The 18230-nt window shown below is 67.7% G+C and carries 18 protein-coding genes and 1 pseudogene; 13 read left to right on the top strand and 6 right to left on the bottom strand.

Going from position 1 to position 18230, the window contains the following annotated elements:
• Positions 1-35: 35 nt before the first annotated feature.
• Positions 36-1100, bottom strand: a complete 1065-nt coding sequence (locus AC1DYP_RS18555) for a glycosyltransferase family 4 protein (protein ID WP_477047572.1) — start codon at positions 1098-1100, stop codon at positions 36-38.
• A 316-nt stretch (positions 1101-1416) separates the two neighbouring features.
• Between AC1DYP_RS18555 and AC1DYP_RS18550 the strand changes: the two genes are divergently transcribed.
• The 3 genes from AC1DYP_RS18550 to AC1DYP_RS18540 all read left to right on the top strand — a co-directional run bounded on the left by AC1DYP_RS18550 (position 1417) and on the right by AC1DYP_RS18540 (position 4028).
• The gene (locus tag AC1DYP_RS18550) at positions 1417-2829 is read left to right on the top strand and encodes a L,D-transpeptidase family protein (RefSeq protein WP_477047571.1); all 1413 of its coding nucleotides are present in this window, start codon (positions 1417-1419) and stop codon (positions 2827-2829) included.
• 145 nt (positions 2830-2974) lie between these two features.
• Positions 2975-3655 (top strand): peptidoglycan L,D-endopeptidase MepK, encoded by a 681-nt coding sequence (gene mepK / locus AC1DYP_RS18545; protein WP_477035743.1) that lies wholly within the window; start codon positions 2975-2977, stop codon positions 3653-3655.
• A gap of 28 nt (positions 3656-3683) precedes the next feature.
• Complete coding sequence (locus AC1DYP_RS18540; protein ID WP_477047570.1) at positions 3684-4028, top strand: hypothetical protein; 345 nt, start codon at positions 3684-3686, stop codon at positions 4026-4028.
• Positions 4029-4234: 206 nt separating this feature from the next.
• Here AC1DYP_RS18540 and AC1DYP_RS18535 read toward each other — a convergent pair whose 3' ends face one another.
• Both AC1DYP_RS18535 and arsC read right to left on the bottom strand, forming a co-directional pair.
• On the bottom strand, positions 4235-5275 hold the full coding sequence (locus tag AC1DYP_RS18535) for a substrate-binding domain-containing protein (RefSeq protein ID WP_477047569.1): 1041 nt from the start codon (positions 5273-5275) through the stop codon (positions 4235-4237).
• Positions 5276-5414: 139 nt separating this feature from the next.
• Positions 5415-5828 carry an arsenate reductase (glutaredoxin) gene (gene arsC, locus AC1DYP_RS18530; protein WP_477047568.1) on the bottom strand — a complete coding sequence of 138 codons (414 nt, stop codon included), beginning with the start codon at positions 5826-5828 and terminating at the stop codon, positions 5415-5417.
• A 131-nt stretch (positions 5829-5959) separates the two neighbouring features.
• Between arsC and AC1DYP_RS18525 the strand changes: the two genes are divergently transcribed.
• From AC1DYP_RS18525 to AC1DYP_RS18485, 9 genes are all read left to right on the top strand, one after another.
• Positions 5960-6124, top strand: a complete 165-nt coding sequence (locus AC1DYP_RS18525; protein ID WP_477047567.1) for a hypothetical protein — start codon at positions 5960-5962, stop codon at positions 6122-6124.
• A gap of 264 nt (positions 6125-6388) precedes the next feature.
• On the top strand, positions 6389-8863 hold the full coding sequence (locus tag AC1DYP_RS18520; protein ID WP_477047566.1) for a TonB-dependent siderophore receptor: 2475 nt from the start codon (positions 6389-6391) through the stop codon (positions 8861-8863).
• A 61-nt stretch (positions 8864-8924) separates the two neighbouring features.
• Complete coding sequence (locus AC1DYP_RS18515; protein ID WP_477047565.1) at positions 8925-10223, top strand: MFS transporter; 1299 nt, start codon at positions 8925-8927, stop codon at positions 10221-10223.
• Between the two features lie 13 nt (positions 10224-10236).
• Positions 10237-11301 carry an LLM class flavin-dependent oxidoreductase gene (locus AC1DYP_RS18510; RefSeq protein WP_477047564.1) on the top strand — a complete coding sequence of 355 codons (1065 nt, stop codon included), beginning with the start codon at positions 10237-10239 and terminating at the stop codon, positions 11299-11301.
• Positions 11298-11924 (top strand): cysteine hydrolase family protein, encoded by a 627-nt coding sequence (locus tag AC1DYP_RS18505; protein WP_477047563.1) that lies wholly within the window; start codon positions 11298-11300, stop codon positions 11922-11924. Before AC1DYP_RS18510 ends, AC1DYP_RS18505 begins: the two co-directional genes overlap by 4 nt.
• Positions 11925-11947: 23 nt before the next feature.
• The gene (locus tag AC1DYP_RS18500) at positions 11948-13312 is read left to right on the top strand and encodes a zinc-binding metallopeptidase family protein (protein ID WP_477047562.1); all 1365 of its coding nucleotides are present in this window, start codon (positions 11948-11950) and stop codon (positions 13310-13312) included.
• A 1-nt stretch (position 13313) separates the two neighbouring features.
• Positions 13314-13808 (top strand): flavin reductase family protein, encoded by a 495-nt coding sequence (locus AC1DYP_RS18495; RefSeq protein ID WP_477035754.1) that lies wholly within the window; start codon positions 13314-13316, stop codon positions 13806-13808.
• A gap of 15 nt (positions 13809-13823) precedes the next feature.
• The gene (locus AC1DYP_RS18490; protein ID WP_477047561.1) at positions 13824-14636 is read left to right on the top strand and encodes a TauD/TfdA dioxygenase family protein; all 813 of its coding nucleotides are present in this window, start codon (positions 13824-13826) and stop codon (positions 14634-14636) included.
• Between the two features lie 140 nt (positions 14637-14776).
• Positions 14777-15592 carry an NAD-dependent epimerase/dehydratase family protein gene (locus AC1DYP_RS18485; protein ID WP_477047560.1) on the top strand — a complete coding sequence of 272 codons (816 nt, stop codon included), beginning with the start codon at positions 14777-14779 and terminating at the stop codon, positions 15590-15592.
• 133 nt (positions 15593-15725) lie between these two features.
• Here AC1DYP_RS18485 and AC1DYP_RS18480 read toward each other — a convergent pair whose 3' ends face one another.
• Positions 15726-16211 carry a VOC family protein gene (locus AC1DYP_RS18480; protein WP_477047559.1) on the bottom strand — a complete coding sequence of 162 codons (486 nt, stop codon included), beginning with the start codon at positions 16209-16211 and terminating at the stop codon, positions 15726-15728.
• 32 nt (positions 16212-16243) lie between these two features.
• Here AC1DYP_RS18480 and AC1DYP_RS18475 point away from each other — a divergent pair.
• Positions 16244-16350: pseudogene (locus AC1DYP_RS18475) on the top strand (hypothetical protein); the annotation flags it as partial.
• Between the two features lie 9 nt (positions 16351-16359).
• Here AC1DYP_RS18475 and AC1DYP_RS18470 read toward each other — a convergent pair.
• Together AC1DYP_RS18470 and AC1DYP_RS18465 are read right to left on the bottom strand one after the other, a co-directional pair.
• Positions 16360-17181, bottom strand: coding sequence for an oxidoreductase (locus AC1DYP_RS18470; protein ID WP_477047558.1), 822 nt, complete (start codon positions 17179-17181; stop codon positions 16360-16362).
• Between the two features lie 138 nt (positions 17182-17319).
• The gene (locus AC1DYP_RS18465; protein ID WP_477035790.1) at positions 17320-18177 is read right to left on the bottom strand and encodes a TauD/TfdA dioxygenase family protein; all 858 of its coding nucleotides are present in this window, start codon (positions 18175-18177) and stop codon (positions 17320-17322) included.
• Positions 18178-18230: the final 53 nt, after the last annotated feature.

The following is an 18230-nucleotide window of genomic DNA, read 5'->3' as shown; positions in this document are numbered from 1 at the left end:
CGTGTCTGCGACGCGGCGACCGCGCGAAGTCAGGGTCAGGCGCTTTGGGCCAGCGTCAGACGCGGCGGCGCGGACGCTTCTTCCAGGCGATCATAGAGGTCCAGGTACCGGCGGGCCATGGCGGTGGCCGAGAAGCGGGTCTCGAACCGGCGGCGGACCTCGAAGCGGTTGATCTCGCCCAGGCGATGGGCCGCCGCGACGGCGCTGTCCTCGTCGTGGACGATGAAGCCGGTCAGGCCGTCCTCGATCACCTCGGGCACCGAGCCGCAGTTGTAGGCGATCACCGGCGTGCCGCAGGCCATGGCCTCGATCATCACCAGCCCGAACGGCTCGGGCCAGGCGATGGGGAACAGCAGGGCCTCGGCGCCGCCCAGGAAGTCGGACTTCTGATGGTCGCCGATCTCGCCGACGAACTCGATCAGCGGATGGTCCATCAGGTGCTCGACCTCGTCGTGGAAATAGGCGCGGTCGGCGGCGTCGATCTTGGCGGCGATCTTCAGTTTCTTGCCCAGGCGCTTGGCGATGGCGATGGCGCGATCGGGGCCCTTCTCGGGCGAGATCCGGCCGAGGAAGGCCAGGTAACCCTCGGATTTCTCGCGGAAATCATAGATCTCCTCGGCCATGCCGTGCAGCACCGTGCCGGCCCAGTTGGCGAAGGGCAGGGGCTGGCGCTGGTCGTCCGAGATCGAGACCAGGGGATATTGCGGCCAGCGGCGATAGACGCCGGGCAGGTCCTTCAGGTCCAGCCGCCCGTGCAGGGTTGTCAGGGTCTTGGCCGCCATGTCCTCGAACATCGGGAAGTGGATCATGTCGGTGTGGAAGTGGATCACGTCGAAGCGGTGGGCCTGGCGGCGGACCTCGGACAGCATCGCCATGTGGGCGGCCAGGTCCGACTTCAGCAGGGCGGGATCCAGGCGGATCGCCTGGTCGCGCACGACGACCAGCTCGGCCTTCGTGCGGGCGTCGCCCGAGGCGAACAGGGTGACTTCGTGCCCCAGGTCGACCAGGGCGTCGGTAAGGTGGGCGACAACCCGTTCGGTCCCACCGTAAAAGCGTGGGGGGACAGCTTCGTACAGGGGCGGAACCTGGGCGATCCTCATCGACGAAAATCCTGACGCTGGAAGGGCGCGACGGCGCGTCCTGACCCCCGATCAAACCGCCAGTGTGGCGTTAAGGTTCCGCATCGGAAATAAAGAACCATAAGCGATCTGAACCGTTCGCCTTCCACGATACGAGCGTTGACGCGCATGGATCGCGACGGCCATTTGAGAGTGCGCGGACTGGCCGCGTGCGAGCGTACGGCGAGACCTTTCGACTGTGATCAAGTCCTGGACCAAACGTGACGCACTGCTTGGCGGCGCGCTTTCCCTGTTCTCGCTTTCTTCGGCCGTAGCGCAGATCCAAAATCCGCCCCTGGTGAAGGCCCCGCAGCGGGCGCCGCAGCAGCCGCTCCCGCCGCCGCCGACCAGCGTGGCGCTGCGGCCAGACCAGGTCGATCTGCTGATCAAGACCCTGGGTCAGGCCTACACCCACGGTTTCGAGCCGACCGCCTTCGCGCCGGACGCCTTCCTGCCGTTGCTCAGCGCCCGCGACGCCCTGACCCGCCAGGGCGCCCAGGCCCAGCTGATCGACCTGACCCTGCGCTACGCCCGGGCCGTGCGCACCGGACGCCTGGCGCCGGACGCCTTCCTCAACGACTGGGGCCTGCGCCCCTTGCCCTACGATCCGGGTCCCGACTTCGTGCAGGCGGCCGCCCAGGATCGCCTGGGCCCGTGGCTGGACAGCCTGCCGCCGCCCTATACCGGCTACCAGACGCTGCGGAAGGGCCTGGCGACCTATCGCGAGATCGCCGCGGCCGGCGGCTGGGAGTCCATCCCCGCGGGGACCGAGGCGCTGAAGCCCGGCGCGGCCGGCGATCCGCGCATCGCCGCGCTGGAGGTCCGTCTGGCGGTCGAGGACGCCACGGTGGCCGTCGACAAGGCCCCGGTGTTCGACGAGGCCCTGCAGCAGGCCCTGATGCGCGCCCAGAAGCGCTTCGGCCTCAATCCCGACGCCAGCCTGGGCCCGGCGACCCTGGCGGCCCTGAACGTGCCCGTCGAACGCCGGATCGATCAGATCCTGGCCAACATGGAGCGCTGGCGCTGGCTGCCCCAGCAGCTGCCGGCCGACCGCATCCAGGTCAACATCGCCGCCGCGGTGATGAGCGTCTTCCACGACGACGCCCCGAACCTGACCATGCGGGCGGTGACCGGCCGTCCGGGCGACGAGACGCCGATGCTGCAGTCGACGATCCACTCGATCGTGCTCAATCCGCCGTGGAACGTGCCGTCGTCCATCGCCTCCAAGGAGCTGTGGCCCAAGGAGCGGGCCAATCCCGGCTATCTGGCGCGCAACGACTTCATCGTCATCTCGACCGGCGAGGGGACCTCGCGCCTGCAGCAGAAGGCCGGACCCAAGGCCGCCCTGGGCCTGGTGAAGTTCGACTTCGACAATCCCTACGGGGTCTATCTGCACGACACCCCCAGCCGCTCGAAGTTCGCCAGCTTCAGCCGCCTGGCTAGCCACGGCTGCGTGCGCTTGGAAAAGCCGATCCCGCTGGCCAAGCAACTGCTGGCCTCCAGCCCCGACTGGCAGCCGGACGTGGTCGACGCGACCATCGCGGCGGGCAAGACGGTGCGGGCCCAGCTAGCTCAGCCAATCGCCGTATTTCTGCTCTACTGGACCGCCTACATGACCCCAGACGGGCAGATGAACTTCCGCGACGACCCTTATGGGTGGGACAAGGTGCTGGTGCAGCGTATCGCCGCAGGAGCCCCTGGCTCCGCTTGACCCCCGGGTCCACGTGAGGCCTCTTCCCGGCATGGGCCTTTCCAATTTGGAAAGACTCAAGCGTCTTTAGTGCTCGTGTGAGGGTCGCCAAGTGCGGCGGCCCAGCCTTCCGGCGTCTCGCGAGGTCAGTCCGGGGAAGCGTAAAATGATCGAACGACGCAAGCTGTTGGGGCTTGGCCTTGGCGTGCTCGGCGCGAGCGCGATCGGGCCGATGGCCGCCTTCGCCCAATCCAAGCTGGGGATCTCCGATCCCATCGCCGATCTGCTCCAGCGACAGTCGGAGCTGCCCGAGGGCATGGCCGACGACGCGCTTCCGGCCGTCGCCGCCGCCCCGATAGCAACGCCGGTCGCGGCGACCCGTTCCGCCTCGCACGCTCCCCGCTGGCTGAAGCTGCACAACATCCACACCCAGGAAAAACTGGAAGCGGTCTATTTCGACAAGGGCGAGTACGTGCCCGACGCCGTCCAGGCCCTGGACAAGGTGCTGCGCGACTACCGCACGGGCGACGTCTATTCGATGCATCCGGAGCTGTTCGACACCCTTTCGACCCTGTCCCAGAAGACCGGCTCCAAGTCGCACTTCCAGGTGATCTCCGGCTACCGCTCGCCCAAGACCAACGCCATGTTGCACGAACGCAGCGGTCAGGTCGCCAAACGCAGCCTGCACATGGACGGCAAGGCTATGGATGTCTATCTGGAGGATGTCGCTCTGGATCGATTGAGGGCCGCGGCCCTGGATCTCAAGCGCGGCGGCGTGGGTTATTACCCCGTCAGCAATTTCGTCCACCTCGACGTCGGACCCGTCCGGCGTTGGGTCGGCTCCTAAGAGGGCCGCAGATCAGAGGAAAGCCCGGATGGCCAAGGCCGAACGCAAGAGCAACCCGTTCGGATGGATCCTCCTGGGGGCTCTGGTTGGAGCCATCGCCACCGCCGGCGTGCTGCTGATGGCGTCCTCCATGAACTTCGACGGCGGCTACGAAGAAGGTCCGGCCGAGATCCGCACCGCCGCCGACGACGCGGCCGCCGTGGCGGCCAGGCCCACGCCCGTGGCCACCGCGCCCAAGCCCGAAACGCCGCCGCCGGTCGCCACCGTCCGGGCTCCCGCCGCCGCCCAGCCGGCCGTCGACGCCCAGATGGCCGATGACGCCGCCGCCGCCGGCATGACCTCGCGGGCGCCGTCCGAACAGCCGACGAACTGAGGACACCAAAATACTCCGCTCATCCCGACGAAAGTCGGGACCCAAGCGGGGTATCAGGAAGCGCCTTGACTGATCGATCCTCAACGGACGCATCCCCAAGCTCAGCTTGGGTCCCGACTTTCGTCGGGATGAGCGGATGTTGGGGGCGAATGAAAAACGGCCCCGGATCGCTCCGGGGCCGTTTCCATGTGCTCTGGCCGAAAGCCTTACGACTTCGGCGCGGCCATCGGCGTCAGCTTGCCGGCGGCGGCCTTCATGGACTCGTGCTGGGCCGGGGGCAGGGGGATCAGGCCGCGGCCCTGCAGGTAGCCGCCCCGGCCGGTGGCCGCGTCGGACACGAACTCGGCGACGAATTCCTTCAGGCCCGGGGTCACCCCGACTTGGTCCTTCTTGACGTAGATGTAGAGCGAGCGCGACAGCGGGTACTGGCCGCTGGCGATCGACTGGGCGTTGGGCTTCACGCCGTTGACGCTGGCGCCCTTGATGCGGTTGCCGTTCTCTTCGAGGAAGCTGTAGCCGAACACGCCCAGGGCGCCCGGGGTCTTCTCGATGGTGCCGATAATGGCGTTGTCGTTCTCGCCGGCGTCGACCCAGCCGCCGTCGGTGCGCAGCGGATCGACCTTGGCCTTGAAGGCCTTCTCGTCGCTTTCCGACAGCGACTTGGCGGTCGGGAACTTCTTGGCGCCGCCCTCGATGGCCAGCTCGACGAAGGCGTCGCGGGTGCCCGAGGTGGGCGGCGGGCCGTAGACCAGGATGCGGTTGGCCGGCAGGCCGGCGCCGACGTCCTTCCAGGTCTTGTACGGGTTGGCCACGAACTGGCCGCCGCGCAGCACGGTCTGGCCCAGGCCCAGGAACAGGTGCTCGACCTTGAAATTGTAGTCGGGCGCGGACTTGTCCATGGCCACGACGATGCCGTCGAAGCCGATCTTCAGCTCGACGATGTTGTTGACGCCCTTGGCCTTGCAGGCCTCGAACTCGGACTTCTTCATCGGGCGCGAGGCGTTGGCGATGTCGGGGAACTTCTCGCCCATGCCGCCGCAGAACATCTTGATGCCGCCGCCGGTGCCCAGGCTCTCGACCTTGGGGGCCTTCTTGCCGGTCTTCTTGGCGAAGTTCTCGGCGGTGCGGGTGGAGAAGGGGAACACGGTCGACGAACCGGCGGCCCAGACATAGTCGCGGGCGGCGTGGGCGCTGGACGCGCCGGCCAGCAGGCCGAGCGCGGCGGTGGCTCCGAGCAGGGTCTTCATGAGGAACATTCCTACTTTCGAGGGGGCGAGAAGGAGGGAACGAACAAACTGTACGTCCTATGCCGCCGTCATTTGTCACAGTTTGGCGACAGATTTGCGACAGCGTCCGTTCACGGACGATCCCTTGACCCCTGAAACCCTAGCCGCGCGGGCGGACGACCTCGCCGTCTTCCTTGGTGAAGCTTTCCGGAACCACCTCCAGCAGGTCGAATACCCGCTCCGAGGGCCGGCACAGCCGCACGCCCTTGGGGCTGACCACGATCGGGCGCTCGACCAGGATCGGCTCGGCGACCATGGCGTCCAGGATCGCGTCGTCCGAGGCATCGGGCGCGGTCAGGCCCAGCGCCTGCGCCGGCGTGCCCTTCACCCGCAGCCATTCGTGCGGCCGCGCGCCGCCCTGGGCCATCAGCTCGGCCAGTTGCTGCCGGTACCAGGGGGTTTTCAGATACTCGACCACCGAGGGCTCGTATCCGGCCGCCCGGATCATGGCCAGGACGTTGCGCGAGGTGCCGCACTTGGGATTGTGGAAGATGGTGATGGGAAAGTCGGTCATGGCGCGGGTGAACCAGTCGCCGCGGGGGATGTAAAGGGCGGGCGCGTCAGACGGTCGCGCCCGATCCGGGGGCAAGTCAACCAAGCCGCAACGCATGATCGGGCATCAGGGCGGCGAGAGGCGTTTGTTCCATGTCCGCTTTTCCAATGTCCGCGCCGCCACGCTTCGCGGCCTCGCTTCCGTCCGTCATCGGCTGCGGCCTGATCACCGCCGCCTGGAGCAGCGCCCGGACCGCGTCCTGGCTCCACGACCAGGATCGCGGCGACGTCGTCTGGATCGACACCAACCGCCGCTGATCCGCGAGCGTCCGGCCGATACGCTGGGTCAAGCCGCAACGCTTTTGGCGGCTCCTTGTGCGCGGTGGATCAAGTTTCTTGACCTTCGCCGTGCGAAACGGCCCCTCGACTGAGCAAGAAGCGAGCGGCGACGACATTTCGTTCAAAATGTCAGATGTCGATCCCACCGACCGGCGGCGGCTGGGTGATGCTGGTTCTCAAGAGGCGTCGTCCTGGGGATAATCACCGCGGGTGATGGGCGCGACGGCCTCGAACGAGGACGTCATGTCGAACCAACGGCTTTTGATGGCGGGATCTTCCGTCGCTGTTCTGCTCGCTCTGTCCGTCGCCGCGTCGCCTGGTCACGCCTTCGCCGCCGATGCGCCGGCAGCCGATCCGGCCGACGCTTCGACCGCCGTCGACGAGATCGTGGTCAAGGCGCGCGACAAGGCGGGTCTGATCGAGACCCGGCCAAACAACACGGTGTTCGGCATCGACAAGCCGCTGCTGGAGACGCCGCGCTCGGCCAGCTTCGTCAGCGACACCACCCTGCAGCGCTACGGCATCGAGACGATCGACGGCCTGACCGCCGTCTCGCCCGGCACCTACACCGCCAGCTTCTACGGCGTGCCCGGCGCGCTGAACATTCGCGGCACCCTGGCCGAGAATTATTTCCGGGGCTTCAAGCGCATCGAGAACCGCGGCACCTATTCCACCCCGATCGGCGCGGCCGACCAGATCCAGATCGTGCGCGGTCCGCCGACCCCGATCTACGGCTCGGGCAAGGTGGGCGGCATGCTCAACTTCATTCCGAAGTCGGGCAAGAACGAGGGCGGCTATCTCAGCGAGCCGACCGGCGAGGTCACCGCCACCTACGGCTCCTACAACCGCAAGAACGCCACCGCCCAGCTCGGCCTGCCGGTGAACATCGGTCCGGTGACCGGCGGCGTCTATGCCTACGGCGAGGTCGAGGACAGCCACAGCTTCTACAAGGGCATCTATCCGCGTCGCCAGACCGGCGAGATCTCGGCCGACTTCGACCTGGGCAACGGCTGGACCACCGCGATCGGCGGCATGAAGTACCACTCGGACGGCGACGTACAGACGCCCGGCTGGAACCGCCTGACCCAGAGCCTGATCGACAACGGGACCTACACCACCGGCCGCGACACCACCCTGATCGACAGCGACGGCAACGGCCGCATGACGCTGAACGAGATCAGCGGCAACAACGCCAACCCGTACTACTACGACCCGGCGTTCAACCCGCTCTACATCCCGTACTACGGCTTCTACAACACCAACGCCGCCCACATCCTGGACGCCGGCGTCGGCACGACCAAGCTGTCGCCGCGCACGGTCTATATCAGCCCGGCCGACTTCTCGGAGACCGACACCAACACCTTCTATTTCGACCTGGCCAAGGCCCTGTCGTCCGACAGCAACATCAAGGCGCAGTTCTTCTACGACGACCAGGAGAACAAACGATTCGTCTCGTACGGCTATCCGGCCTGGTTCGACAGCTCGGTCTGGGAAGGACGCGTCACCTACGACTTCGCCAACACGTTCGCCGACGGCGCGGTCACGGCCAAGTCGTTCATCGGCGCCTCGTACCGCGACTTCTCGGGCCGCCGGCGCGAGAGCTACAACAGCGGCGTGATCGCCCTGGACCGCCGCGACATCAGCTTCGGCGCCACGCCCACCGACATCATCGACAGCCCGTTCTCGACCGAGACGGGCGCTGGGGTGCTCGGGCTCGCTTGGGAAAACGACAACAAGTCCGACTGGCGGCAGAAGGGCGTGTTCTTCATGACCGACGTCATGATCGCCGAGAAGCTGAACCTGATGCTGGGCGGCCGCTGGGACGACTACGACGTCAAGTCGCACGACACCGGCGTGCTCAGCTACCAGGTCGCGGGCGAGCAGAAGGCGGGCAAGGACAAGTTCACCTACACCGCCAGCGCCACCTACAAGGTTCCGGGCGGGCTGATGCCCTACATCACCTACGCCAAGGCCTCGGCGCTTGAAATGAGCCAGGCCGGCGACGTGGCCGCCAGTCTGGTGGCCGACGCCAGCGACGCCTGGCTGTCGGACAGCGACCTGGCCGAGGCCGGGGTGAAGTTCCAGTGGCTGAAGGGCACGCTGGTCGGCTCGCTGGCCGGCTACCGCCAGAACCGCACCCAGCTGACCGGCATCACCGGCACCCCGACGGGCACCCGCGCCAAGGGCGTGGAGCTGGAAGTCCGCTGGCTGGCCAGCGAGAACTTCAGCTTCACCTTCTCGGGCAACAGCCAGCACACCACGGTCAAGGGCCCGGACACCTCGTTCCAGTACATCCCGGCCTACACCGCCGGCGTCCCGGGTTCGCAGGCGTTCGGCGGCACCTATGTGGTCTGGGCGTTCAACAGCCTGCCGGGCCGCGCGGGCGACTACGACTACACCTTGATCCCGAAATCGGTGGTCAGCCTGTACGGCGCCTACACCAGCGACGACTACACCTGGGGCAAGGTCGGCGGCACGGTGGGCGTCACCCACGTGACCAAGACCGCGGGCACCGTGCAGAACGCGGTGACCTACCCGGCCTACTACGTCGCCAACGCCTCGGCCTACTACGAGTATGGGCCGTACACGGTGACCGCCAACATCGATAACCTGTTCGACAAGCTCTACTTCACGCCCGACGCCGACAGCTACGCCAACCTCGGCGCGCTGCCCAGCAAGGGTCGCGAGTGGCGCGTGACCCTGTCGCGCAAGTTCTAGTTCCCACCGTCCCGTGCCCCGGGAACGGAGCGCGGGACTTCGCTTAAACATGGAGGCCCCCATGTCGTCGACGATCCCGTGGAGATCCTGGCTGCTGCTCGGCGCGCTGAGCCTGCTGCTGTTCCTGATTACCGCTTCGACCTTCTCGTCGCTGGGGATCGTCCTGCCGGCGATGATCAAGGAGCTGGGCTGGGGCTTCGGTCCCGCGTTCCTGGGCTTCACCCTGCTGGGCGCGTTCTGCGGCGGCTCGTCGTGGCTGCCGGCCATCCTGATCCGCAGGCTGGGCGTGCGGCTGACGATCGTCGCCGGCTCGGCGGTGATGGTGGCGGGCTTTTCCTGCCTGACCGTCGCCCGGGGCCTGCCGGTCTATCTGGTGGGCACGGCCCTGCTGGGCGTGGGCTACCAGATGATGGCCCTGATCCCCGGCACCCACGTGCTGTCGATGCTGTTCAAGAAGCGGGCCCTGCCGTTCGGGATCTATTTCACGATCGGCTCGCTGGGCGGGGTCGCCGGACCCTGGATCGCCCTGGCCGGCATGCAGATGGCGGGCGGCGCCTGGCGGCCCTACTGGGCGGCCCAGGCCGTCGCTTCGGTCGTGGTCGGCGCCCTGTGCGCGGCCCTGGTCGGTGGTCGCGCCTGGCTGGCCGCCGCGGCCGTCGAGACCGACAAGGCCGTGGCCGAAGAGGCCCAGACCGCGCCGGTCAACGCCAAGGTCTACCGCACCACCACCGACTGGACCGTGAAGGAGGCCGTGGCCACCCCGCAGTTCTGGGTGATCCTGGCGGCCTATTTCGCCCACCTGCTGGGCGGCGTCACCGCGGTCAGCCTGGCCCCGACCCACTTCAGCGAACTGGGCGTGGTCTCGGCCGTGGCGGTCAGCGTCATCAGCTTCGAAAGCCTGATGCAGGTGGTGGCCCGGATGGGCGGCGGGCTGGTGGGCGACCGGATCGACCCGCGCTGGCTGCTGGCCGGCGCCCAGGGGATGATGGCCGTCGGCCTGCTGGCCCTGACCCACGCCACGACCTGGCCGTTGATGATGCTGTTTTCCATCGGCGTCGGCGTCGGGTTCGGCATGACGGTGCTGGCGATCAGCATCCTTCTGCTCAACTACTATGGCCGCAAGAACAACCTGGAGATCTTCTCGCTGGTCTGCCTGGTGGGCGCGGTCTCGGCGCTCGGCCCGGTGATCGGCGGCGTGATGCGCGACCGCCTCGGCGGCTTCGCCCCGACTTTCCAGGTGTTCGCGGTGGTGATCGGCGTAATCTTCATCGCGGCGCTGTTCATGCGGCCGCCGCGCAAGGCCATCCACGTCGAGCCGGTCGCCGAACCGGTCCCCAGTATGCTTCAAGACGCCGCGTAGAGGAGGAGCCGCCATGTTCCACAGCCCATCCAAGCACAAGGACTTCGGGGTGTTCCTGCCCGTCGCCAACGGCGGCTGGATCATCTCCAAGACCACCCCCGTCCTCGACGGCCTCTACCAGCAGAACAAGGCCGCGGCGGTCACCGCCGATCAGGTCGGCATGGACTTCGTGATGTCCATGGGCAAGTTCCGCGGCTTCGGCGGCGAGACCGACCACTGGGGCACCGCCCTGGAGTCCGTCACGATGATGGCCGGCATCGCCGAGGCCACCAAGAACGTCCGCATCTGGGCCACCATCCATCCGCTGCTGCAGAACCCGGCCGTGGCCGCCAAGCTAATTTCCACTTTGGACCACATCAGCGGCGGCCGGGCGGGGCTGAACATCGTGGCCGGCGCCTACAAGGGCGAGTTCGACCAGATGGGCGCCTGGGACGACAGCCTGTCCCACGACGACCGCTACGCCCTGACCGAGGAATGGACGACGATCGTCAAGCGCCTGTGGGCCGAGGACAGCGTCGATTTCGACGGCAAGTTCTTCACGATGAAGGACTGCCAGTCCAAGCCCAAGCCGCTGGCCAAGCCGCGTCCCGAGATCGTCTGCGCCGGCATGTCCGACCGCGGCTTCCAGTTCTCGGTGCGCGAGGCCGACGTCTGCTTCATCGGTGGGCGCACGCCCGACGAGCGTCGCGACGCCTCGCTGCGGGCCAAGAAGGTGGCCGAGAGCATGGGCAAGTCGATCAAGACCTACGCCATGTGCACGGTCGTCCACGGCGGCACCGACGCCAAGGCCGCGGCCATGGTCGAGCACTACAAGGACGGCGCCGACATGGGCGCGATCCTGGCCATGCTGGCCAGCTGGGGCGTGCCGGCCGAGAAGCTGGACACCGTCGCCAAGCAGCAGGGCGCGTTCATGACCCACACCGTCGTCGGCTCGCCGTCCACCTGCGCCGAGCAGATCGAGGAGTTCGTCACCTACTGCGAGCTGGACGGGCTGATGCTGATCTTCCCCGACTACGTCGAGGGCCTGACCATGTTCGGCGCCGACATCCTGCCGGGCCTGCGGGCGGTCTATTCGTGAGCCTGGTCGACTGGATCAAGCCGGAGCGGACGGCGGTGCTGGTGATCGACATGCAGGTCGACTTCGCCTCGCCGGACGGGGCGCTGGGCGCGTTCATCGACATGAGCGTGGTCGAGCCCGCCCTGGCCGCCGCTGAAAAGCTGGTCGCCGACGCCCGCGCGGCCGGCGTGCCGGTGGTGTTCGTCGGCCTGGCGACCACGCCCGAGACCGACTCCGCCGCCTGGAACGAGCGCATGCGCCGGCGCGGCGGCGACCCCGACGTCGACGCGGCCCTGTGCCGGGCCGGGCAGGTGGGTTCGGAGTTCTACGGTCCCAAGCCGCTGTCGGGCGAGTTGGTGGTGCCCAAGACCCGTTACAGCGGGTTCGTCGGCACCGATCTCGACATCCAGCTGACCAGGATGGGCGTCGACACCCTGGTGGTGGCCGGACTGACGACCGAGTGCTGCGTCGACAGCACCGTCCGCGACGCCTTCGACCTGGACTACCACGTGTTCGTCGCCGCCGACGCCTGCGCCGCCTACGAGGCGGACGTCCATGCCGCGTCGCTGAAGGTGATGGAGCTGAACAGCGCGATCCTGACCGATACGGCCGCGATCGCCGACGCCTGGAAAGGGGCTGCTTGAGTATGGCCGACGGATTTCCCCCGATGGGAGCCTCGGCTCCCTACACGGTCACCGACGAGGATCGCGCCGCGATCGCCGCCGCCATCAGCCAGGACGAGATCGTCGAGCTGGCCCTGACCCTGGGCAACATTCCCGCGCCGTCGGGCAAGGAGCTGGAGGTCGCCAACTACGTCTACGACTGGATGGCGCGCGAGGGCTTCTCGCCGCGCAAGGTCGGGGCGACGCCCGAGCGTCCGAACATCATCGGCACCCACGGCGGCAAGGGTGTCGGCAAGAACCTGCTGTTCACCGCCCACCTCGACACCGAGGCGCCGACCTGGAACCCTGACCTGGACGCCTACAAGTACGGCCCCGAGACCATGGCCAATCCCGAATGGGAGAAGTGCTGGCTGGAGGACGGCAAGCTGTACGGCTACCCGATCGCCAACGATCGGGGCCCGATGAGCTGCTTCATGATCGCCGCCAAGGCGCTGAAGAAGGCCGGCTACGAGTTGGCCGGCAAGATGTACCTGACCGCCTGTCCCGGCGAGATCGGCCCGGAGCCGATCGAGGAGCACCGCGGGGTCGCCTACATGGGCAAGGACATCGGAGCCCACTACCTGTTCCACCACGGCGGGGTCGCGCCCGACTACGCCATCGCCGCCGAGGGCTGCGACTTCGGCCTGACCTGGGTGGGCTGCGGCTATGCGGTGTTCCGCTTCCAGGTGTGGGGGGAGGGGGTGTTCACCCCGCTGCTGGAGCATCCGGAGACGGCGTCCAAGCACCCCAATCCGATCTACAAGATCGGCAAGCTGACCGACGCCATCCACGCCTGGAGCGGTGAATACGAGAAGGCCAATCGCTACGAGAGCGTCGGCGGCGTGGCCCAGCCCAAGTCGCAGATCGGCTCGATCCGCGGTGGCATCCCGTTCGCCTTCGGCGCGGGCACCGAGCTGGTGAACCTCTATCTCGAGGTGGGACTGACCCCGAAGCAGAAGGTGGCCGAGGTCCAGCATTCGCTGGAGGCCATGGTCCGCGAGAACGGCCTGGGCCGGATCGACATCGAGCCGGTGGTGGTGCGCCACGGCTTCGAGGCCGACGCCCGCGAGGTGGCCCCGCTGGTCGCCGCCGTCGACGACGCCACCAAGCTGAGCCTGGGTCATCCCGTGGCCTTGGCCAACCCGGTCTATTCCAGCATGTGGCGCGACCAGAACGTGTTCAACATGCACCGCATCCCGGCCATCACCACCGGCTTCCGCCGCTGGCGGCCGACCCCGCAGGACCTGGTCGACAGCGCCCTGGTCTACGCCCTGACCGCCCTGGCGGTCTGCGGCCGGGCCAGCCCTGACGAGAGCGCCAAGCGCCCGGCCTCGGCGGTCTATCCCGACAACCCGTTCGGGAACGAGTGAGATGGCGGCAGCTGTAAGGGAGCTCGCGCCCGAGCCGCACGACTTCCGCAAGGCCATGGGCAGCTTCGCGGCGGGGGTGACCGTGGTCACCGTCTGCCACGACGGCCGGCTGGTCGGCACCACGGTCAGCGCCTTCAGCTCGGTGTCGATGGACCCGCCGCTGGTCATGGTCTGCCTCAAGCGCGACAGCCGCACCCTGGCGGCGCTGGGTCAGGCCAAGAGCTTCTGCGTCAACATCCTGGCCGGCGACCAGGGCGACCTGGCCTATCGCTTCGCCAAGAGCGGGGCCGACGACCGCTTCGCCCTGACCGCGGTGGAGTCCGGCGTCTGCGGCCATCCGCTGCTGGCCGGCGCCGTCGCCTCGGTGGAATGCGACCTGCACGCCGCCCATGACGGCGGCGATCACGAAATCCTGGTCGGCCGCGTCCTGCGCGTCGTGGTCGACGAAACCAAGAGCCCGCTCGTCTACGTGCGCGGCGGCTTTCTCAACGCTTAGGGGGAGCGGTTTCACATGACCTACGACGTCCTCGACGTGAAGCCGATGACCCGCCGGATCGGCGCGGAGATCTTCGGCGTCGACCTGGGCAAGCCTTTGACGAACCGTCAGTTCGAGGAGGTGCACCAGGCCCTGACCCAGTACCAGGTGATCTTCTTCCGCGACCAGGAGATGACCCACGACGCCCACAAGGAGTTCGGCCGCAAGTTCGGGAACCTGGCCATCCACTCGGGCGTGCCGGGCCTGCCCGAGCACCCGGAGATCGTGGCCATCCACGCCGACGCCGACTCCAAGTTCGTGGCCGGCGAGAACTGGCACTCGGACCTGACCTGCGATCCCGAGCCGCCCCTGGGCAGCATCCTCTACATGAAGGTCCTGCCCGACGACGGCGGCGACACCTGCTTCGCCAGCATGTACGCGGCCTACGAGACCCTGTCGGACAGGATGAAGGCCTATCTGGAAGGGCTGTCGGCCGAGCACGACGCCAATCCGGTCTACAAGGCGATCTTCCCGGACATCGACCGCAAATACAATTGCTCGGTCCACCCGATCGTCCGCACCCATCCGGTCAGCGGCAGGAAGAGCCTGTTCGTCAATCCGTCCTACACCACGCGGATCATGGGCGTGTCGAAGGCCGAGAGCACGGCGATCCTGGGCTTCCTCTATCAGCACGCCCAGAACCCGGACTTCCAGGTGCGCTTCCGCTGGAAGAAGAACTCGGTGGCCTTCTGGGACAACCGCTGCACCTGGCACCAGGCGATCTGGGACTATTTCCCGGACACCCGCACGGGCTACCGGGTGACGGTGGCGGGCGACAAGCCGGTTTGAACACCACTCAAATTGTCATCCCGGACAAGCCCGGCGAAGCCGGGCGTCGATCCGGGACCGCCGGAAGCGCCGAGCTCACGCGTCGGTCCCGGATCTTCGCGCTGCGCGCTCGTCCGGGATGACAGCATACGGAGGGGGAGATGAAGCTAGGCGACCATCGCATCCTCCTGCTCGGCGCGGCCGGCGGCATCGGCTCGGCGATCCGCCAGGGCTTGGCCGGCTGCTACGGCCTGATGCGACTGGCCGACATCGCGTCGATGGCGCCGGCGGGGCCGGGCGAGGAGATCGCCCACGCCGACCTGCTCGACACCCCATCCCTGGTCGCCGCCATGGCCGGGATCGACACTGTCGTCCAAATGGCCGGCGTGCCGGTCGAGCCGGAGGCCAACGCATGGGAGCAGGTGCTGCCGGCCAACATCGTCGGGGTCCACAACCTGTTCGAAGCGGCCCGGCTGGCGGGGGTGAGGCGCGTGCTGTTCGCCTCGTCGCACCACGCGGCAGGCTTCCATCGCCGCGACACGCCGACGGCGGAGACGATGGTCCCGCGCCCCGACAGCTACTACGGCGTCAGCAAGGTGTTCGGCGAGGCCATGGGCCGGATGTACGCCGACAAGTTCGGCCTGCAGGTGCTGTCCTTGCGGATCGGCGCCTATCGCGACCGGCCGTCGGACGTTCGGCAGCTGGCGGTCTGGATCAGCCCGCGCGACATGGTCGAGCTGGTGCGCTGCGGGATCGAGGCCCCCGATTTCGGCTATGCGACCGTGTACGGAGTCTCGGCCAACACGCGGAGTTTCTGGGATAATTCGGACGTGGCGTTCCTGGGCTACGCGCCGAAGGATAACGCCGAGGATTGGGCCGGGGAGGTGCTGGCGGGGCCGCCGGAGGATCCGGTCGCGGCGCCGTTCCAGGGCGGCTGGTATTGCGCCAAGGGGTTCGTGGGGGCGCTAGCGCCCTAAGGCCCTCCCCCTGTGGGGGAGGCGGCCGAAGGCCGGTGGGGGGATAGGGCGGAGGACGCCCGATCACTCCCCCCTCCGTCGGCTACGCCGACACCTCCCCCACAGGGGGAGGGCCTAACAAGTCGATGAAACCCTACTCCCGCGTGAAGCTCGCCGGAACTTCCGGGTTCTGACCGGCCTTGCCCCACAGCACTATCTCGTTCCCCCACGGATCGCGGAAGGCGTGGTTGTAGCCGTTGAACTCGGCCCAGTAGTGGTCGCGCCACAGCAGCTCGGCGCCCAGCTTCGCCGCCGTGCCCAGGATGCGGTCGGCGCTGTCGTCGTCGCTGATCAGCACCCAGATGCGCGGCTTGCGGCCTTGTGTCGACAAGCCGCGCGGTTCGACGCCGGCTGGCTCGGGGTGGGGGCGGGCGTTGGCGGCCTTGAAGATCCCCAGGTGCAGGTTGCCGATCTCGCTGTCGGTCCCGTCGCTCTTCTTGAAGAAGCCGCCGGGCACCATGCGGTGGTACTCGCCCCTGGGCCGGGCGTCGTTCTCCCAGCCGAACACCTCGGCGTAGAAGTTGCCGGCGGCGTCCGGGTCTTCCGAGGCCAGGTCGACGAAGATCAGGGTGTTGGTCATGAGGAGTCCTTGGCGGCGTCTGTTGGGGCGCCCTCGTCCTTCGACAGGCTCAGGATTCCTTCGACAGGCTCAGGATGAGGGCGAATGCGAAGGCTGTTTCAGTTGAAATCCTCATCCTGAGCTTGTCGAAGGACGAGGATTTCACGGCTCATTTGAAGCCGATCGACAGGGTGATGTCTTTCCAGACGTCGATGTCGGCCGCCAGGCCGGCCGCGGCGTAGCCGGCGTATTTCAGCGCGTCCTCGCCCAGCAGCAGGTGCAGGGGCGGGGCGTCGGCGTCGGCCATGGTCAGGATGGCCTGGGCGGCCTTGACCGGGTCGCCCGGCTCGTGGCCGGCGTGGTCGGCCATGATCCGTTCGGCGTCGCGGGCCAGGCCGTCATAGTCGGCGATCTTGGAGGCGACGATGGCCTTGGAGCCGGTGGAGAAGCTGGTGCGCAGGCCGCCCGGGGCGACGTTGGTCACCTTGATCCCCAGTTCGGCGACCTCGGCGGCCAGGGTCTGGGTCAGGCCCTCCAGCGCCCACTTGCTGGCGCAGTAGACGCCGGTGCCGGCCCAGACCGCCAGGCCCGAGACCGAGGTGACGTTGATGATCCGCCCGGCGCGGCGGGCGCGCATGGCCGGCAGCACGGCCTTCAGCATGGCCAGCGGGCCGATGACATTGGTCTCGAACTGGGCGCGGACCTCGTCGAGCGAGGCTTCCTCCACCGCCCCGACCAGGCCGTAACCGGCGTTGTTGACCAGGATGTCGATCCGGCCGGCCACCGCCTCGGCCTGGAACACGCCTTCCTTCACGGCCGCCTCGTCGGTGACGTCCAGCACCAGGGCGTGGCCGCCCAGCAGCTCGAAGGCGTCGGCGTCAGCTGTCTTGCGCACCGTGCCGAACACGAGGTCGCCGCGCGCCAGGGCCGCCAGGGCGATCTCGCGCCCGAGCCCGCCGGACACGCCGGTGATCAGCCAGGTCTTGGTCATGTGTCGTTCCAACTCGTCACTAACTTTGTCATCCCGGACAAGCGAAGCGCAGATCCGGGACCGCCGGAAGCTCGGCGCTCAGGCGTCGGTCCCGGATCTTCGCGCTGCGCGCTCGTCCGGGATGACAATCCTTGTGAACTAGTAAGGCTTGTCGCCCTTCACCCACAGCCGGTGCATGGTCCGGAAGTACTTGGTGTCGTCGTACAGCGTGCCGGTGTGCAGGGTGCAGCGATTGTCCCACATCAGCAGGTCGCCCTTGGCCCACTTGTGGCGATAGACGAACGGCTCGCTGGTCATGAACTCGACCAGCTCGTCGATCAGGGCCAGGCCCTCGGGGCCGGGTTTGCCGATCACCTCGGTCACCGTGCCGGTCGAGGGCCACAGCGCCTTGCGGCCGTCGGCTGGATGAGTGCGGATCAGCGGGTGCTCGACGTCGGGATTGGCGGCCTCCAGCTCGGGCGACAGGTTCTGCTGCTGGCCGAACTGACGGGTGGCCATGAAGTGCTTGTAGCTGTGGTGCAGGCTCAGCGGCAGCAGCTCGGCCTGCTTTTCCGGCGACAGGGCGTTCCAGGCGGCGCAGCCGTCGGCCAGCAGGGTGTCGGAGCCCTCGTCGGGCACTTCCACCGCATAGAGCATGGTCAGCATCACCGGCTCGGGCTTGTAGCTGTAGTCGGTGTGCCAGCCGACGCCATCGTTGTGGGCGCCGATCGGCTTGCCGTCCACGACCCGGTTGCTGAGGATGAAGATCTTCGGATAACCGGGCAGGGTGAAGCGGGTCTGGGTGTGATCCTCGGGATCGCCGAACCGGCCGATGAAACGCATCAGGTTGTCCGGCGTCATGTCCTGGCCCGGCACGACGATCGCGCCGTGGCGATGGAAGGCGGACACCACCTTGTCGATCTCCGCGTCCGAGGCGGACGGCAGGTCGATGTCGTGGATCCGCGCCCCGAAGCCGGGCTTCAGTTCCGAGATCGTCAGGTCGTCGGCGAGCGTCATGTCCACGGGCGCGGTCCTTTGGAAGCTGTCTGGAACTGAACCTAAGCCCGCTC

It is taken from the genome of Caulobacter sp. P1_D6 (genome assembly GCF_056406095.1).
Note: the sequence above shows the minus strand (reverse complement) of the source record. Positions and strands in the feature narration are given on the sequence as shown.

What these genes read in the sequence shown, in the direction of transcription:
- AC1DYP_RS18555 (WP_477047572.1), bottom strand. Translation starts at nt 1,100, where the DNA reads ATGAGGATCGCCCAGGTTCCGCCCCTGTACGAAGCTGTCCCCCCACGC.
- mepK (WP_477035743.1), top strand. Translation starts at nt 2,975, where the DNA reads ATGATCGAACGACGCAAGCTGTTGGGGCTTGGCCTTGGCGTGCTCGGC.
- AC1DYP_RS18540 (WP_477047570.1), top strand. Translation starts at nt 3,684, where the DNA reads ATGGCCAAGGCCGAACGCAAGAGCAACCCGTTCGGATGGATCCTCCTG.
- AC1DYP_RS18535 (WP_477047569.1), bottom strand. Translation starts at nt 5,275, where the DNA reads ATGAAGACCCTGCTCGGAGCCACCGCCGCGCTCGGCCTGCTGGCCGGC.
- arsC (WP_477047568.1), bottom strand. Translation starts at nt 5,828, where the DNA reads ATGACCGACTTTCCCATCACCATCTTCCACAATCCCAAGTGCGGCACC.
- AC1DYP_RS18525 (WP_477047567.1), top strand. Translation starts at nt 5,960, where the DNA reads ATGTCCGCTTTTCCAATGTCCGCGCCGCCACGCTTCGCGGCCTCGCTT.
- AC1DYP_RS18520 (WP_477047566.1), top strand. Translation starts at nt 6,389, where the DNA reads ATGTCGAACCAACGGCTTTTGATGGCGGGATCTTCCGTCGCTGTTCTG.
- AC1DYP_RS18515 (WP_477047565.1), top strand. Translation starts at nt 8,925, where the DNA reads ATGTCGTCGACGATCCCGTGGAGATCCTGGCTGCTGCTCGGCGCGCTG.
- AC1DYP_RS18510 (WP_477047564.1), top strand. Translation starts at nt 10,237, where the DNA reads ATGTTCCACAGCCCATCCAAGCACAAGGACTTCGGGGTGTTCCTGCCC.
- AC1DYP_RS18500 (WP_477047562.1), top strand. Translation starts at nt 11,948, where the DNA reads ATGGGAGCCTCGGCTCCCTACACGGTCACCGACGAGGATCGCGCCGCG.
- AC1DYP_RS18495 (WP_477035754.1), top strand. Translation starts at nt 13,314, where the DNA reads ATGGCGGCAGCTGTAAGGGAGCTCGCGCCCGAGCCGCACGACTTCCGC.
- AC1DYP_RS18490 (WP_477047561.1), top strand. Translation starts at nt 13,824, where the DNA reads ATGACCTACGACGTCCTCGACGTGAAGCCGATGACCCGCCGGATCGGC.
- AC1DYP_RS18485 (WP_477047560.1), top strand. Translation starts at nt 14,777, where the DNA reads ATGAAGCTAGGCGACCATCGCATCCTCCTGCTCGGCGCGGCCGGCGGC.
- AC1DYP_RS18480 (WP_477047559.1), bottom strand. Translation starts at nt 16,211, where the DNA reads ATGACCAACACCCTGATCTTCGTCGACCTGGCCTCGGAAGACCCGGAC.
- AC1DYP_RS18470 (WP_477047558.1), bottom strand. Translation starts at nt 17,181, where the DNA reads ATGACCAAGACCTGGCTGATCACCGGCGTGTCCGGCGGGCTCGGGCGC.
- AC1DYP_RS18465 (WP_477035790.1), bottom strand. Translation starts at nt 18,177, where the DNA reads ATGACGCTCGCCGACGACCTGACGATCTCGGAACTGAAGCCCGGCTTC.